The sequence below is a fragment of the Nonomuraea sp. NPDC049400 genome (genome assembly GCF_044466425.1).
GTDB lineage: Bacteria > Actinomycetota > Actinomycetes > Streptosporangiales > Streptosporangiaceae > Nonomuraea.
On sequence record NZ_JBITMP010000013.1, the window covers coordinates 63,479 to 79,324 of the forward strand.

The following is a 15,846-nucleotide window of genomic DNA, read 5'->3' on the forward strand; positions in this document are numbered from 1 at the left end:
GGCCCAGCCGAATCATCCGCTAAAGGAAGCCCCCGTGACGCGCTCATATGCTTCTAGGTATCGCTGCCTTGTGCGCTCGACCACGTGGTCGGGAAGGGGAGGTGGGGGGTTTCCGGAGGCTTTGTCCCATCCTGATTCGGGCGATAGTAGCCAATCGCGCACAAATTGCTTGTCAAAAGAAGGCTGCGCGCGGCCGGGTTGCCACTGGTCGACCGGCCAGAACCGCGACGAGTCGGGCGTCAGCACCTCGTCACCCAGCGTCAGCACCCCGTCGGCGTCCCAGCCGAGCTCGATCTTGGTGTCGGCCACGACGATGCCGCGCTCGCGGGCGATCTCCGCACCGCGCGTGTAGACGGCCAGGGTGATCCGCCGCAGCTCTTCGGCGGTCTCCGGGCCGACCTCCTGGACGACCTGCTCGTACGAGATCGGCTCGTCGTGCTGCCCCACGGGCGCCTTGGTGGACGGCGTGAAGATCGGCTCGGGCAGCCGGGAGCCGTCCTCGAGCCCCTCCGGCAGGCGGATCCCGGAGACCGTGCGGTCGGTGCGGTAATCGTTCAGTCCGCCGCCCGCCAGGTAGCCCCGCGCCACGCACTCGACCTGCACCATCCGCAGCGGACGGCACAGCACGCTGCGGGCGTCGTCGCCGGGCGCCACGACATGGTTGGGCACGACGTCCTTGAGCTGGTCGAACCACCACAGCGACATCTGCGTGAGTATGGCCCCCTTGTCCGGGATATCGGGCTCCAGCACGTAGTCGAAGGCCGAGATCCGGTCGGAGGCGACCATCAGGAGCAGGCCCTCGTCGGTCTCGTAGAGGTCGCGGACCTTGCCGGAGTGCACGAGTTTCATCGGGCGATGTCCGTCCTGTGGAAGGAGCCGCGCAGCTCGATCCGGCCGACGAGCTCGTAGGCCGCCCGGCGCGCGCTCTCCTGGTCGGGGCCGTGGCCGACCACGTTGAGCACCCGGCCGCCGTTGGAGACCACCTCGTCACCCTGCCGCTTGGTGCCGGCGTGGAGGACGTACGCGTTCGCGGTCTCCTGCAGCCCCCTGATCGCGTCGCCCTTGACCGGCGCCTCGGGGTAGTTTTCCGACGCGATCACCACGGTCACGGCCGAGCCGTCCCTGAACACCGGGTCTAGCCCCAGCTCGCCGGTCGCGCACGCCATCAGCAGCCCGCCCAGCGGCGTCTCCAGCCGGTCGAGCAGCACCTCCGTCTCCGGGTCGCCGAAGCGCGCGTTGAACTCGACGACCTTCGGCCCCTTCGAGGTCAGGGCCAGCCCCACGTAGAGCACGCCCTGGTAGGGCAGCCCGCGCCTGGTCAGCTCGCCGATCGTCGGGTGCACGACCTCCCGCATGACCTGCTCGGTGAGCCCTTCCGGCGCCCACGGGAGCGGCGTGTAGGCGCCCATGCCGCCGGTGTTGGGGCCCTCGTCGCCGTCGTAGGCCCGCTTGAAGTCCTGCGAGAGCTGCAGCGGCACGGCGGTGCTGCCGTCGCACAGCGCGAACATCGACACCTCGGGCCCGTCGAGGAACTCCTCGATCACCACCCGCTCGCACGCCCGCGCGTGCGCCAGCGCCTTCGCCCTGTCCTCGGTGACGACCACGCCCTTGCCGGCGGCGAGCCCGTCGTCCTTGACCACGTACGGGGCGCCGAACTCGTCAAGAGCGGCAGCCGCCTCCTCCTCCGTGACGCAGCTCCTGGCCCGCGCGGTCGGCACGTCGGCCGCCCTCATGATCTCCTTGGCGAACGTCTTGGAGCCCTCGATCATGGCGGCGTCCCTCGACGGCCCGAAGCACGCGATGCCCGCCTCGCGCACGGCGTCGGAAACGCCCGCCACGAGCGGCGCCTCCGGCCCCACCACCACGAGATCGACCCGCAGCCGCAGGGCCAGCTCGGCCACCTGCCCAGGGTCGAGCGGATCGACGGGGTGGACGGTCGCCACCTCCTCGATGCCCGCGTTGCCCGGGGCACAGTGGAGCTCGCTGACCTGGGGATCGAGTTTGAGTGAACGGCACAGGGCGTGCTCACGCCCTCCGGAACCAATGACTAGAACGCGCACGCGATCCATTGTCGCAGGCCCGCCGCCCGGCGCACGCGAGGGTGCTCGCCCACACCGTCCACCGGAATAGCACAGGAACTTTGTCGACTTCTACCTGAGTCGAGGCCATCCCTGCGAGTATCGTCAAGTAAGTTCACCCGCCTGTGGTAAGTTAGGGCGGCTTCGCGGCGTCCCAATGTGATTGGAGGTGGTCCGGGATGAATCCTGGTGATCCCAGCAGTACGTGCTCGCACACGTACACCCCGCATACCCCCGACCACTCCAATCCGGCAGCCTGATCGTGCCTCCACGCATTCTGTGAGGTGACTTTTCGTCGCGCGTGGAGCGTGCCAGGTCGGGCGGAAAGGGACTGCCATGCGCTCGTCCACGCTTTTCCGTCGCATCAACCGTCACCCTGTTCGTCCTCGTACCGGGCTCCAGCTCGCCGATCCAGTTCGTGAGGTCTGTGTGCCCCCGGTCGACTCCATCGTCGAGTACGGCGCCTACATCCAGGGCAAGAAGGTCGCCGCCGCCGGCATCGTCGATGCGCTCGACCTCGTACGCGAGCACAACAAGACCTCCGACGGCGCCAACGCGTTCGTCTGGGTGGGCCTGCACGAGCCCGAGGCCCCCGAGGTGGAGTGGCTCTCCGAGGTGTTCGGCCTGCACCCGCTGGCCGTGGAGGACGCCGTCAAGGCCCACCAGCGCCCCAAGGTGGAGCGGTACGGCGAGTCGCTGTTCATGGTGCTCAAGACCGTTTCCTACCTCGACCACGACGAGCTGACCGCCACCAGCGAGATCATCGCCACCGGCGAGATCATGGTGTTCCTCGGCGTGGACTTCGTGGTGACGGTGCGCCATGGGGAGCACTGCCCCCTCACCTTGGTCCGCGAGCGCCTCGAGGACAAGCCCAAGCTGATGAACCGCGGCCCCTCCGGCGTCCTGCACGCCATCGCCGACCACGTCGTCGACCAGTACCTCCAGGTCGCCGACCTCATGCAGCTCGAGCTGGAAGAGGTCGAGGCGACGGTGTTCGCCGACGTCAGCTCCCGCGACATCAACCGGATCTACCAGCTCAAGCGGGAGATGCTGGAGATGAAGCGGGCCGTCACCCCACTGCTCTCCCCGCTGTCCGCGTTGCCGCAGCGCCGCGTCATCCCCAATGACATGCGCGAATACTTCCGTGACGTCGGCGACCACCTCTCCCGGGTGTGCGAGCAGGTCGAGGGCTCGAACGAGCTCTGCAGCTCGATCCTGCAGGCCGCCCTCGCCCGCTCCAACGCGCTGGCCAACGAGGACATGCGCAAGATCTCGTCCTGGGTCGCCATCCTGGCCGTGCCGACGATGATCGCCGGCATCTACGGCATGAACTTCGACTTCATGCCGGAGACCAACCAGGTCTGGGGCTACCCCGCGGTGCTGGGCGTCATGGTCACCGCCTGTGTGCTCCTGCACCGAGGCTTCCGCAAGAACGGCTGGCTCTAGACCCCCACCGGCTTCAGCGGGCCCACGGGCTCGGGCAGCTCCAGCCCCCGCTCCCGCCAGAGCTCTCGCATCCGGTCGGGATAGTCGGTGACGATCCCGGCCACCCCCAGGTCCAGCATCCTCGCCGCCAGGCCGGTCTCGTTGACGGTCCAGACCGCCACCTCGAGCCCGGCGGCGTTCGCCTGGGCCATCAACGCCTCGTCCACCATGATGTGCTCGGGCGAGAGCGTGGTGGCGCCGGCGTGCCGGGCCGCGGCCGGTATGTCGTCACCCAGGTCGTCGTGCCAGTGCAGGGTGTCCGGCTCGATCAGCGCGAACCGCCGCGCGCCAGGGGCGAGCCTGGCGGCGTGAGTGATGATCCGCCAGTCGAAGCTGAGGATGGCCACGTTGCCGAGCCGGCCGTGCCGGTCGAGCTCCTCGACGACCAGCTCGGTGAAGAGCTCGGGGTCGGGCGTCAGCTCCGGCCTGGTGGGGTCGGACTTCAGCTCGACGTGCAGCCGTACGCTCTCCGCCTCGTAGGCGTTCACCAGCCCCAGCACCGCGCCGAGCGTCGGCATCCTGGTCTCGGGCATGGGGATCTGCGTCAGCGCGAACGGGTCGTCGGGATGGCGCGGCAGCCGTACGCCCACGTCGAGCGTGCGCAGCTGCGCCAGCGTCAGGCCGTTGATCGGCTTGCCGACGTACGGGAACAGTGGATCGCCTGCCTTGAGCGGCCGCCGGTCGGCACTGGTCACGGCGGAGACCGTGAGGTCGTGCGTGAGCACGAGGCGGCGATCGGCAGTGAGGGCGACGTCGAGCTCGAGCGCGTGGACGCCCAGCTCCATCGTGCGGCTCATTCCCGGCAGGGTGTTCTCCGGCCAGAGGCCCCGAGCTCCCCGGTGACCATGTATCTCAACGCGCACAACGGGGACCCTACCTGGCGCGGGGCACGACTCGGCGATGCCACGCCGTGTCCTTTTTATCCTGCTACGCCCCGGTCGTCTGTCGGGGCCAGACCATAAGCTGGGCATCATGACGGAGGTTCTCAAAACTGCCCATCCCGCAACAGTCCGGGCTTGGGTGGACGGCTGGGTGATCTCCCGCAACGCCCCTCGTCCCGTGCCCCAGCCGTGGGGCCTGCGAGTGGACGTGGGCCTGCCCGGCCACGTGTCCCGCCACATCGTGACCGCTCCGACCCCCGGGATCCTCCACCATCTGACCGGCACCATCACGACACCGGGCACGTGGCTGAAGCTCTGCGCCTCCGCCTCCGCCGTCGCCCCGCTCCTGCCGGAGCGGTGGGCCGTCCAGGATCCGGAGTTCATGATGACGGTGTCCCTGACCCGCAGGACGCCCCGCGTTCCCGCCGGCTACACGCTGGCCGTCACGACCCGCGCCGGCGTCACGGCGGCCCGGCTGCTGACGGCGGCGGGCGAGGTCGCGGCCAGGGGGCAGTTCGCGCTGGCGGGTCGCACGGCCGTCGTGGACCAGGTGGAGACGGCGGGCAACCACCGCCGCCGCGGGCTGGGCACGGTGGTCATGCAGACTCTGGCGAGCACGGCGGGGTCGATGGGGGCGCGTACGGGCGTTCTGGTGGCCACGGCGGAGGGCCAGGCCCTCTACGAAACCCTCGGCTGGACCCTGCACACCCCGATGACCGCCGCCGTCCTGACGACCCCTTGACAGGGGACCGGCTCGCTGTGGTGCGGGGCTATTCCTTGAGGCTGCGGAGCATCGGAGGGTGGAGGAGCTCGGCGGGGCCGCGGCGGTAGAGCTTGGCCGGGCGGCCGCCGTCCCGGGTCGTCGTGGCGCCCGTCTCCACCAGGAAGCCCTCCGCCTTGGTGACCTTCCTGTGGAAGTTTCTGGGGTCCAGCGAGCGGCCCCAGACGATTTCGTAGACGCGGCGCAGATCCGCCACCGTGAACTCCGGCGGGCAGAAGGCCGCACCCAGCGACGTGTACTCCAGTTTGGCCCGCGCCCGCTCGATGCCGTCCTGCATGATGCGGCGGTGGTCGAAGGCCATGACCGCGAGGGAGTCGACCGGCTGCCAGCTCATGTGGGCCTTCTCCGAGGCCGGCAGGTCGGGGGCCAGGCCCAGGTAGGCGACGCTCAGGACTCTCTGGCGGGGGTCACGGTCAGGATAGCCGTAGGTCTGGAGCTGCTCCAGGTGGACCGGGGCGCCCGGGAGGCCGGCCCGCTCCGCGAGGATGCGCTGGGCGGCGGCAGGAAGGTCCTCGTCCAGTTGGATGAAGCCCCCCGACAGGGACCAGCGGCGGAGGAACGGGGGGTTGTCGCGGCGCCACACCAGCGCGCTCAGCGCCTGGTTTCTGACGGTGAGCACGACCAGGTCGACGCTGACCGGGATGCTCGGGACCATGCAGGCACGTTACACGCTGTCGCGTGCGGGGAGCGAACCGTCCCTAAGTGTCGATCCGGACGTGCAGCGGCTCCGTCGACACCTGGCCCGCCGGGCCCTTCACGGTGATCTTGACCCACTCGCCCGCGGGCACCTGCGTCCAGTCGAACGGCACCCACGCCGTGGACATCCCCTCGGGAAGCTCCTCGATCGGCTGCTCGTCCAGCCACCCCACCGCGGACACCACCAGATCCTTGGTGCCCCCGGACCACGTGATGGTGACGGTGCTGTCCTTGAAGTTGTAGCCGCGCACCTCCACCCCGTCCTGGATGTCACGGCCCCGCCTGATGGCGTCCACCGCGATCGGGCGCCGCCAGTCGGTGATGATCTCCTTTTCGAGGGAGGGACTCCCGCAGGTCATGAAGTCGCTCCACATATAGGAGACGACTTTCTGGACATAACGCCCGGCCATCGTGACGGCCGCGTCCAGACGCTTCTTGTCCGTCTTGCCCCGGGTGCCCTGCGCGGCGCACGGTTCCTTGCCCGACGGCTCGAACGCCTCCACGTTCGCCCACAGGTCCACCTGGTGGCCGGCCTTGACCATCTCCTCGCGGGCGACCGACATCTCGCGGTAGTAGTCGCGCGTGGAGCCGTGGTACGCCGTCTCGTACGTCGACTCCCCCACCACCGGGCGCAGCCGCTCGTCCACCTCGTCGCCGCGCTGGTCCGGCCAGAACAGCCCCACCTTGCCGGTCCCCCGGCTGTCCTGCGGCGCGATGATGCCGACCCCCGTCTTGGCCAGCGCCTTGAACGCCTCGGCCACCTGCCTGGGCGTCTGGCCGAAGGCCACCCGCTTGCGCGCGTCCATGTAGGGGCTGATCAGGATGGGCTTGCCCCCGAGCTCCTGCTCGACGATCGTGTGCTGGTCGGCGTACACCTCCAGCGTCGGGTTCGTGGCCAGGGTGTCGGCCATCTGCACCTCGAACGGCTGGTAGACGCCTCCCAGCGACTTCCGGTCGGCGAAGCGCGCGCCGTAGTCCTGCAGGATGCGCCGCGTCAGCGTGGTCAGCGTGCCGACATGTTTCTTGTTCGCCCTGGTCTCGATCTTGGGATCGCGCGGCGCCAGCGGCAGCGCGGGAAAGATCTGCATGCCGAACTGGTCGCCCAGGTCGAGCAGCTCCTTCAGGCTGTCCTTGGGCGACCCGGCCACCAGGATCATGTCGTACGCGGTCGCCCTGCTGGAGAAGTCGCACGTGGCGTCGTCCGAGCCGTCCGGCTGCGTGATGAGCCGGTAGTAGATCCGGCTGCCCGCCTTGATGGGGTGCTCCATCTGGGGACAGCGGAACAGGGCGGGACTGAACGACTCGTCGGTGCGGTAGACGTACGTGCGGCCGACCCTGTTGCCCGGGTTGGCCTCGCGCAGGTCGCGCTCGGCCGCGTCGTGGCAGGTCAGCCCGTCCTCCTCGCACGCCTTGTAGAGCGAGTCGAGCTCCCCGTCCCTGGTCAGGATCTCGCCCGACTCCGAGACGGTGCGGAACTGCAGGCCGTACCCGATCCTGATGATCGTGTCGCCGCCGACGTCGTGGATCTCCTTCAGCTGGGTGCGCCAGGTGCAGGGGTTCGACTTGGGGGTGATCCAGTAGCCGGTCACGGCGTACGGGGCCCGCTCCTTGGTCTCGAACGTTCCACAGGGGTCGGTGAACTTCGTCACCTTGGGCGTCGGCGCGGTGTGCGCCGCCTTGGGCGTTTGCGAGGCCGCGGTCGGAGGCTTGTCAGAAGAGGACGGCAGCACGATGATCACGGTGGCGACCACCGCGAGAATGGCAAGGCCAGCGGCCACGAAGAGCCAGCGCACGTCAAAACCGCCCTTGATGGATTACCGCTTGACCCCGGCCCAGGACTCCAGCTGGGCCACGAAGCGCTTGGCCGAGTTGGGCCAGTGGTGGTTCGCGCGGGCAGCCGCGTAGCCGCGCGCGCCCTGCGCCCGCCGCTCGCGCACGTCGTCGCGCAGGGTCAGCACGGCCTGCGCGACGGCCTTGGGGTCCTCCCAGGGCACCACGACGCCGCTGTCATAGCGCTCCACCAGCTCGACGGCGCGCGGCGACGGGGTCGTGATGACGGGGATGCCGTGCGCCATGTACTCCACGATCTTCGTGGGCATCGAGTGGCGGTAGTTGGGCTCGTCGTGCAGCAGCGACAGACCGGCCAGTGCCCCGTCGAGCCGCTTGAGCGCCTCGTCGTTGGGCATGAAGTCACGCCACTCCAGTAAGCCCTCGGTGACGGCCTGGTTGAGCATGGGACGGCTCTGCGGGTCGGCGTACCCGATCAGCTCCACGGCCACGCGGTACGGCTGCAGCAGCTTCGCCACCTCGACGGCCTCGAACACACCCCGGGCCCTGGACAACCAGCCGAGGTAGACCACCCGGTCGTCACCCGGAGGCGTCACGGAGTCGGGCACCCAGGTCTCGTTGGGCACGATCAAATGGGCGTGCTTGAACCGGCCCGCGTACGCCGTCTCGGCCAGCAGCAGATGCATGTGGCGCTCCGCGGTGCCCTCGAGCATGCGGGCGAAGAAGCGCACGGGAGGCCGCAGCGGCGCGGGCAGCCACGGCTTGAGCGAGAGCGTGGCGGGGGTGTCCTCGTGCACGTCCCACACCACGGGCGGCCTGTTGCGCACGCCCCAGACGGCGAACAGCAGCTCGGGGTCGTGGATGAGGACGAGGTCGACCTTGTTGCGCATGCGCTTGAACAGCCGCCGGGCGGCCCACACGGCCGCCATCCGCTTGCGCTGCGCGGCCCGGGGAAGGTCGACGCCGGTTACCCAGGGTCGCGGTACGACGCCGTGCGCGGTGAACGACGCGGCGTACGTGACCTCATGACCGGCATCCACAAGGGCACGAATCTGCCTGTGCAGGATTCGAGCATCCTCGGGGTTATGCACCACCGTCATGACGAGCACGTGCACTGCGCGCAGCCCTCCGTCGCTACAGCCGCTCGACCCGTTCACCCTCGGTGAGCACACCGCGGGTGTCCAGCACGAGCCTGGCCTTCGCCTCGACCATGTCGAGGTCGAACGCGGCGTGCTGCTGCAGGAGCAGCGTCACGTCCGCGTTGATCACGGCCTCGGCCAGATCCTCCTCACGCGGCACCGCAGTGCCGTCTACCGACCACTCCTTGACATACGGGTCCGCGAACGACAAGTCAGCGCCCAGTTCCAGCAGCGCACGCGCCACGGGGAGCGCCGGGGTCTCGCGCTCGTCGGCGATGTCCGGTTTGTAGGTGACGCCGAGCATAACGACTTTCGCGCCGTTGACGGGCTTCTTATGCCTGTTAAGCAGACGCTGAACGCGGGCCACCACGTACGACGGCATCCGCTCGTTGATCTCCTGCGCCAGCTCCACGAACCTGAACGGGTAGCCGAGCTTGCGCACCGTGTACGACAGGTACGACGGGTCCACGGGGATGCAGTGCCCGCCGACGCCGGGACCCGGCAGGAACTTCTGGAAGCCGAACGGCTTGGTGGCCGCGGCCTCGATCGACTCCCACAGGTCGATCCCGAGCTCGTCACAGAAGATCGCCATCTCGTTGACGAGAGCGATGTTGACGTGCCGGTAGGTGTTCTCGAGCAGCTTGGCCATCTCGGCCTCGCGGGTGCCGCTGACCGGCACCACCTGCTCGATGAACTGCCCGTAGAACGCCGTGGCGCGGTCGCGGCAGGTCGCCGTGTAGCCGCCCACGACCTTGGGCGTGTTGCGCAGCCCGAACTTGGGGTTGCCCGGGTCGATGCGCTCGGGCGAGAAGGCGAGGTGGAAGTCCTCACCCGCGACGAGTCCCGAGCTCTCCAGCAGCGGCCTGGCCACCTCGTCGGTGGTGCCCGGCCAGGTGGTGGACTCGAGCACGACGAGCGTGCCCTTGCTCAGGTTGCGGGCGACGGTCCTGGTGGCGCCCTCCACGGCGGACAGGTCCGGGCGGTGGTCCTCATCCAGCGGGGTGGGCACGCAAATGACGATCGTGTTGCTTCTGGCCAGCACGGTCTCGTCGAGCGTGGCGCTGAACCCGTTGGCCAGCATGTGCTCGAGGTCGGCGTCGGTCAGGTCATCGATGTAGGACTGTCCGGCGTTGAGCGCGTCGACCTTGGCGGGGTCGACGTCCACGCCGACGACCCGCAGGCCGGCGTTCACTGCCTCCTTGGCGAGGGGCATGCCGACGTAGCCGAGGCCGATGACAGCCAAGTCGATTTCTGTCACAGCAGTGCCTTAGAGAGCCGGAAACAACACTTCATGGTCGCAAAGGTTATCTCAAGTCCACCTAGCTCACGCCTAATGCGACCGAACCCGTCACAAGTGACAGCCAACATGAAGGTCATCATTAGGTAAGAGAGCGGTATAGAGCACGGTAAGTCTCGGCAACGCGGCCCCAAGTCCGCTTGGCCGCCACTTCTGCCCGTCCGGCCTCACCCATCTCAGCGCGCCGGGCCGGGTCCTCCCGGAGCCCGGCGATGGCCTTGGCGAGTTCGGCCGGATCGCCCGGCGGGACGAGAAGCCCGGCGCCGTCGGAGCCGACGAGCTCGGACAGCGCGGGCAGGTCGCTGAGCACGACCGGCTTGCCGAGCGCCATCGCCTCGACGGGTTTCAATGGCGTAACAAGTCGGCATACCCGCAGGTCCTCGCGCGGACAGGCGAAGATGTCGATGGCGTCCTGCGCCTGCAGCGCCTCCTCGGGGCCGACGCGGCCCGGCAGGATGGCGTTGTCGAGGCCCAGCTCGCCGACCAGCTCCAGGAGGTTGTCGCGCTCGGCGCCGTCGCCCACGATGAGCACCCGCACGGGCGCGCCCTCGTCACGCAGCAGCGCGGCGGCCCGCAGCAGAGTGGCGAATCCCTCATAGGCCACGATGCTGGACACGGAGCCGACGACGATCTCGCCGGGCGCGATGCCGTACGCGTCCCTGAACGACGCCCCGTCGTAGTGGGCGGTCAGCAGCGAGTCGTCGACGGCGTTGGGCGCCAGGTGGATCTTCTCCCGGGGCACACCACGCTCGACGATCTCCGTGGCCATGGTCTCGGCAAGCGTGACTACGGCGTCCGCCTCGCGCATGAGGAACGCCTCGCGCTCGCGCTGGAGCACGTGCCGCTCGCTGCCCACCCGGATCGGGTCGCGTGAGGCCCAGGTCTCCTCCAGGAAGCCGCGTACCTCGTAGACGAACGGCGTGCCCGTCCTGTCGCGCACGGCGTGCGCCACGGAGCCGTTGCGGTGGTCGGTGGCGGCGTGCAGGACCTGCGGCTTGAGCTGTTCGACGAGCTTGGTGACGGCGTCGGCGCCCTTGACCATGCGCCCGCGCATCTCGAACGGCATCTCGCCGTGCCCGTCGGGCAGCAGCCGGTAGTAGGGGATGCCGTCGATCTCCTCGAACGGCGACGCGTCCGCGTGCCCCTGGAACATCGGCCAGCCCCAGCTCGAGGCCACGTGCGGGTCGAGCCCCGCGGCCTTCTGCGAGGTGACGATGCGGTGGGTGCGGACGGTGTACCCGGCCTGCGTGTACGGCAGCGCGTTCGTGACCAGGTGCAGCACCCGCCCCTCGACCCGCTCGGTGACGGCCACCTTGGGGCCGGGCGGGATCGGGTCGGGGCTGATCGCGGCCAGCTCACCCCGGTAGTAGGCGGCCCTGCGCTTGACGAACGGGTACTTGGTGTGGGCCTCGAGCACCGCGGCGGCCTCGCTGACCCGGCCGGCGTTCCACAGTTCCTTGGCCTCGTTCCACGGACCCTTGACCACCCGCATGCCGAACTTGCGGACCATGCGCCGGGCCCGGCGCGCGGCCGGCCAGGCCACGCTGCCCACGACGGGGCGCAGCCGGGGCGGAAGCGCGTCGGCCGCGGCCTGGGCCACGCGGACGGGGTCGGATTTGACCTTCGTCACGACGACGCGGGAGACGATGATCGGGTGCTGGACGAAGCCTTTGAGAAGTCCACCGACGCCGGCACGGGCGGACTTCGCGGAAACCTTTGAAGAGTCTTGACGACTGGCGTCGGATGCCACGCGGTGACCGTACCATAGGCAACGTTTTTCCCCTTCCGCTATGAAAGGCGAGGTCAATGAGGGAGAACCCCCTGGTCCTGCACGTATTGGGTGCTCGTCCCAATTTCGTGAAAGCGGCCCCGGTGGTGCGGGCACTCGGTGAACTCGGCGTGCGGCAGGGCATCATCCACACTGGTCAGCACTATGACGCGCTGATGTCCGACGTCTTTTTCGCCGATCTCGGACTTCCGGAGCCAGTGGCGAACCTGGGGGTCGGCTCCGGCACGCACGCCAAGCAGACCGCGGCGCTGCTCGTCGGCCTGGAGGAGATCGTCCAGGAGCAGGACCCCGACCTGGTCGTGGTCTACGGCGACGTGAACTCCACGCTGGCCGCGATCCTGGTCTGCGCCAAGCTGGGCGTGAAGACCGCGCACGTGGAGGCGGGGCTGCGCTCGTTCGACCGCGGCATGCCGGAGGAGGTCAACCGGGTCGTCACCGACGCGCTGGCCGACGTGCTCTTCGCCACCTCGCCCGAGGCCCTGTCCTACCTGGCGAACGAGGGCGTGCCCGCGTCCAAGGTGCACCTGGTGGGCAACCCCATGATCGACAGCCTGTACTCCGCGCTGCCGTCGCTCGACCCGGCGCCCGTGGTGGAGCGGCTGGGCATACCGGCTCGTTATGCCGTGGCGACCCTGCACCGGCCGGCCAACGTGGACACGCCGGAGGCCGCCAAGGAGCTGGTGGACGCCGTGCTGGAGGTCTCGCGGCAGATCCCGATCGTGGTGCCGATCCACCCCCGTGGCAAGGCGCGCCTGGCCGCGGCTGGCCTCGTCGACGGCGAATCGATCAAGGTGGTCGACCCGCTCGGCTATGTGGACTTTCTCTCACTCGTACGCGGCGCCGCCCTGGTCGTCACGGACTCCGGCGGCGTCCAGGAGGAGACGACCGTGCTGGGCGTCCCCTGCCTGACCCTGCGCCCCAACACCGAGCGGCCGATCACGATCACGCATGGCACGAACCGGCTGGTCACGCCCGCTCTCCTGCCTGCCGCGGCGGAGAAGGCGCTGGCCGACGGCGCCGCCACCCCCGCCGGCGAGCTGCCGGTGCTCTGGGACGGCCAGGCCGGGCCGCGGATCGCCAGGGTGATCTCCGCCTGGCTGAAGGGGGACAACCTCGCCCCTGCTTCTCAGGCCAAACGCCCCGAATAGCGGACGTATCCGCCGTAACATGATTTTCCTCCGCTAAGCGATAGGCGTACCACCATGGCCGAAACCCCCGAAGAGCCCACGTACCAGCGACTCGGCCCCGTCAACTGGCTGCCCGAGGAGCGCAAGCTCGTCGAGCGATTCGAGGCTGAGGTCAGGGAGCTGCGGAGGCGGCTGGAGATCGCCGAGGCGAAGGCCGCGTACGCGACCTGGAAGCTCGAGGCCACGCAGGCGAAGCGGACGTTCAAGCTGGGTGAGGCACTGGGCTCGAAGAGCCCGGGCAAGATCGTCCAGGCGGTCCGGTCGAAGGAGAAGGCGCCCAAGCCGCCCACCCCGGTCACCGAGGCGATCGAGACCGCCGGCAACAGGCCGCCGCTGGTCGAGGTGCCGCCGGTGAAGTGGCCGAAGGGGCCGGTCAACCGGCCCGACCTGAAGGTCGCGGTGATCCTGGACGACTTCTCCAGGATGGCCTTCAAGTACGAGTGGGACCAGATCGAGTTCGGGCTCAAGGACTGGCCGAAGATCTTCGCCGAGAAGCGGCCCGACCTGCTGTTCTGCGAGTCGGCGTGGCACGGGAACCAGGGGCGCTGGCGCTACCAGATGACCGGCACCAACGCGCCCAAGGAGCCGCTGCGCGACCTGGTGGCCTGGTGCAAGCAGGAGGGCATCCCGACGGTCTTCTGGAACAAGGAGGACCCGCCGAACTTCGACTTCTTCATCGACACGGCCAAGCTGTTCGACTACGTGTTCACCTGCGACGGTGACATGCTGCCGAAGTATCGGGAAGTTCTGGGACACGACCGGGTTGATGTGCTGCAGTTCGCCGCCCAGCCCCGTGTGCACAACCCGATCCAGCAGCGGCAGGGCCGCCTGCACGACGTGGTCTTCGCCGGGATGTACTTCCGCGACAAGCACCCCGAGCGCCGCGAGCAGATGGAGACCGTGCTCGACCCGGTCAGGGAGCTGGGCCTGCACATCTTCGCGCGCAACGGCGAGGTGGACGAGAAGTACGCCTGGCCGGAGAAGTACCGGCCGCACATCGTGGGCGAGCTCCCGTACGACCAGATGCTGGCCGCGTACCGGATGTACAAGGTCTTCCTCAACGTCAACTCGGTGCTCGACTCGCCGACCATGTGCGCCCGCCGGGTATTCGAGCTGTCCGCCTGCGCCACGCCCGTCGTGTCGGGGTGGTCGCGGGCCATCGAGGAGACCTTCGGCGACCTCATCCCCATCGCGCGGGAGCCGGTCGAGTCGTACAACCAGGTGCTGCACCTGATCAACAGCCCCGAGCTGCGGGCCAGGATGGGGCACCTGGCGCTGCGCGAGGTCTTCGACAAGCACCTGTTCTCGCACCGGGTGGACCAGATCCTGCAGAACCTCGGCCACCAGGTGCGGCCCAGGTCACGCTCGATCTCGGTCGTGCTGCCGACCAACCGCGCCTCCCAGATCGAGCACGCCATCTCCTCCGTGGCCCGCCAGATCCACCGGCCGCTCCAGCTCGTCATGGTGCTGCACGGGCTGGACATCGACCCGGTGGTGGTCGCCGACAAGGCCCGCATGGCGGGCATCACGGACGTCGTGGTCCTGCCCGCCGACGCATCACTGTCGCTCGGCGCGTGCATGAACCTGGGCATCGCCGCCGCCGACGGCGACCTGATCGCGAAGATGGACGACGACAACCTGTACGGCGACCATTACCTGTCGGACCTGGTGCGCGCGTTCGACTACTCGGACGCCGAGCTGGTCGGCAAGGGGGCGCACTACGCGTACTTCGAGGGGAGCAACACGACCATGCTCCGCCTGCCGGGGCTGGAGCACCGCTACTCCTTCCTGGTCCAGGGCGGCACGTTCCTCGGCAAGGCCGACATGTTCCGCTCGTACGGCTTCGCGGACATCACGCGTGGCGAGGACACCCACCTCGTGCGGCGGCTGAAGGAGGACTCCGTCAAGATCTACTCGGCGGACCGGTTCAACTTCGTCTACTGGCGCAGCGCGGACGCCTCGATGCACACCTGGCAGGCGGACCACATCAAGCTGACCCGCAACGCCCAGTTCTCCTTCGTCGGCCGTCCTGACGACCACGTCCTCATCTGACGCGCAGGCGCGCCGCGGTCAGCGGGTGACCCGTGCCAGGTTCTGGTCGGCCAGCCTGGCCAGCTCGAACAGCCCCTGCGGCTTGACCCGCTGACCGACCACGAGCATGGTCATGATCAGCGTCCCTCTCCTGATCATGACCGAGCCGATCTGCGCGTTCTTCTTGCCGCCCTTCGCCGTGGTGAGATAGGCCCGCGACTCCTCACCTCTGGCCGGCATGGCGAGGGTGCGGGTCTTGTAGCTCACCTGCGTGCCGCCGACGTCCGCGGTGTATGAGGCGCACTGCTGGGGCAGCGGCGCGGGGAAGACCGCGGAGGGCAGCGACACGACCGCCTGCGTGATGGAGCCGCGGTCGGCGGCGAAGGCGATCACCGCCGCCGGCGCCTGGGCGACGTCGGGCTTGGCGGGGTCGAGCTGGGCCGCCCCCGCACACTCCGGTCGCTGCAGCTTCGCCTGGCGCACCGCCTCCATGCCCTGCTGGGTGGACTTGAGCGAGCCGAACGCGCCCATCTCGGGCCCGTAGGCGACCCGCATGCCCTTGGGCACCGGCAGCAGGGCCGCACGCAGCCTGGCCGTGTCGGCGGACGCCTGCGGTCCGGGCAGCTGCGTGCCCGTGGGGACCGCCGACGGGGTGGTGGTGCCACCGGAACATCCGGAAATGGCAACCATACCA

At 69.0% G+C, this 15,846-nt stretch carries 13 protein-coding genes; 4 read left to right on the top strand and 9 right to left on the bottom strand.

Annotated features, from left to right (window positions below):
- Window positions 1–12 precede the first annotated feature (12 nt).
- Window positions 13–849, bottom strand: coding sequence for a phosphoribosylaminoimidazolesuccinocarboxamide synthase (locus ACIBVN_RS21845; RefSeq protein ID WP_397139031.1), 837 nt, complete (start codon window positions 847–849; stop codon window positions 13–15).
- The gene (gene purD, locus ACIBVN_RS21850; protein WP_397139033.1) at window positions 846–2,060 is read right to left on the bottom strand and encodes a phosphoribosylamine--glycine ligase; all 1,215 of its coding nucleotides are present in this window, start codon (window positions 2,058–2,060) and stop codon (window positions 846–848) included. Before purD ends, ACIBVN_RS21845 begins: the two co-directional genes overlap by 4 nt.
- A 447-nt stretch (window positions 2,061–2,507) precedes the next feature.
- Between purD and corA the strand changes: the two genes are divergently transcribed.
- Complete coding sequence (gene corA / locus ACIBVN_RS21855; RefSeq protein ID WP_397139035.1) at window positions 2,508–3,524, top strand: magnesium/cobalt transporter CorA; 1,017 nt, start codon at window positions 2,508–2,510, stop codon at window positions 3,522–3,524.
- On the opposite strand, the gene ACIBVN_RS21860 is transcribed toward corA, so the two are convergent.
- Window positions 3,521–4,426, bottom strand: coding sequence for a glycerophosphodiester phosphodiesterase family protein (locus tag ACIBVN_RS21860; protein ID WP_397139037.1), 906 nt, complete (start codon window positions 4,424–4,426; stop codon window positions 3,521–3,523). The genes corA and ACIBVN_RS21860 overlap by 4 nt on opposite strands.
- Before the next feature lie 109 nt (window positions 4,427–4,535).
- Here ACIBVN_RS21860 and ACIBVN_RS21865 point away from each other — a divergent pair, with 109 nt between their 5' ends.
- Complete coding sequence (locus ACIBVN_RS21865) at window positions 4,536–5,186, top strand: GNAT family N-acetyltransferase (RefSeq protein ID WP_397139039.1); 651 nt, start codon at window positions 4,536–4,538, stop codon at window positions 5,184–5,186.
- A gap of 28 nt (window positions 5,187–5,214) precedes the next feature.
- Here the strand turns inward: ACIBVN_RS21865 and ACIBVN_RS21870 are convergent, their stop codons facing one another.
- The 5 genes from ACIBVN_RS21870 to ACIBVN_RS21890 all read right to left on the bottom strand — a co-directional run bounded on the left by ACIBVN_RS21870 (window position 5,215) and on the right by ACIBVN_RS21890 (window position 11,775).
- Complete coding sequence (locus ACIBVN_RS21870; RefSeq protein WP_397139041.1) at window positions 5,215–5,880, bottom strand: NUDIX hydrolase; 666 nt, start codon at window positions 5,878–5,880, stop codon at window positions 5,215–5,217.
- A gap of 43 nt (window positions 5,881–5,923) precedes the next feature.
- Window positions 5,924–7,714: a DUF4434 domain-containing protein gene (locus ACIBVN_RS21875; RefSeq protein WP_397139043.1), complete on the bottom strand. Its 1,791-nt coding sequence runs from the start codon at window positions 7,712–7,714 to the stop codon at window positions 5,924–5,926.
- Between the two features lie 21 nt (window positions 7,715–7,735).
- Entirely contained in the window at window positions 7,736–8,824 is a 1,089-nt protein-coding gene (locus tag ACIBVN_RS21880; RefSeq protein ID WP_397139045.1) for a glycosyltransferase, read from the bottom strand.
- Between the two features lie 19 nt (window positions 8,825–8,843).
- A complete protein-coding gene (locus ACIBVN_RS21885; protein WP_397139046.1) occupies window positions 8,844–10,106 on the bottom strand; it encodes a nucleotide sugar dehydrogenase in 1,263 nt (420 codons plus the stop codon).
- A gap of 121 nt (window positions 10,107–10,227) precedes the next feature.
- Window positions 10,228–11,775, bottom strand: a complete 1,548-nt coding sequence (locus tag ACIBVN_RS21890; protein WP_397139048.1) for a glycosyltransferase family 4 protein — start codon at window positions 11,773–11,775, stop codon at window positions 10,228–10,230.
- A gap of 176 nt (window positions 11,776–11,951) precedes the next feature.
- Between ACIBVN_RS21890 and wecB the strand changes: the two genes are divergently transcribed.
- Window positions 11,952–13,082, top strand: coding sequence for a non-hydrolyzing UDP-N-acetylglucosamine 2-epimerase (gene wecB, locus ACIBVN_RS21895; protein WP_397139050.1), 1,131 nt, complete (start codon window positions 11,952–11,954; stop codon window positions 13,080–13,082).
- 54 nt (window positions 13,083–13,136) lie between these two features.
- Window positions 13,137–15,173 (top strand): glycosyltransferase, encoded by a 2,037-nt coding sequence (locus ACIBVN_RS21900; RefSeq protein WP_397139052.1) that lies wholly within the window; start codon window positions 13,137–13,139, stop codon window positions 15,171–15,173.
- An 18-nt stretch (window positions 15,174–15,191) separates the two neighbouring features.
- On the opposite strand, the gene ACIBVN_RS21905 is transcribed toward ACIBVN_RS21900, so the two are convergent.
- Window positions 15,192–15,842, bottom strand: coding sequence for a hypothetical protein (locus ACIBVN_RS21905; protein WP_397139054.1), 651 nt, complete (start codon window positions 15,840–15,842; stop codon window positions 15,192–15,194).
- Window positions 15,843–15,846: the final 4 nt, after the last annotated feature.

What these genes read in the sequence shown, in the direction of transcription:
- ACIBVN_RS21845 (WP_397139031.1), bottom strand. Translation starts at nt 849, where the DNA reads ATGAAACTCGTGCACTCCGGCAAGGTCCGCGACCTCTACGAGACCGAC.
- ACIBVN_RS21865 (WP_397139039.1), top strand. Translation starts at nt 4,536, where the DNA reads ATGACGGAGGTTCTCAAAACTGCCCATCCCGCAACAGTCCGGGCTTGG.
- ACIBVN_RS21870 (WP_397139041.1), bottom strand. Translation starts at nt 5,880, where the DNA reads ATGGTCCCGAGCATCCCGGTCAGCGTCGACCTGGTCGTGCTCACCGTC.
- wecB (WP_397139050.1), top strand. Translation starts at nt 11,952, where the DNA reads ATGAGGGAGAACCCCCTGGTCCTGCACGTATTGGGTGCTCGTCCCAAT.
- ACIBVN_RS21900 (WP_397139052.1), top strand. Translation starts at nt 13,137, where the DNA reads ATGGCCGAAACCCCCGAAGAGCCCACGTACCAGCGACTCGGCCCCGTC.
- ACIBVN_RS21905 (WP_397139054.1), bottom strand. Translation starts at nt 15,842, where the DNA reads ATGGTTGCCATTTCCGGATGTTCCGGTGGCACCACCACCCCGTCGGCG.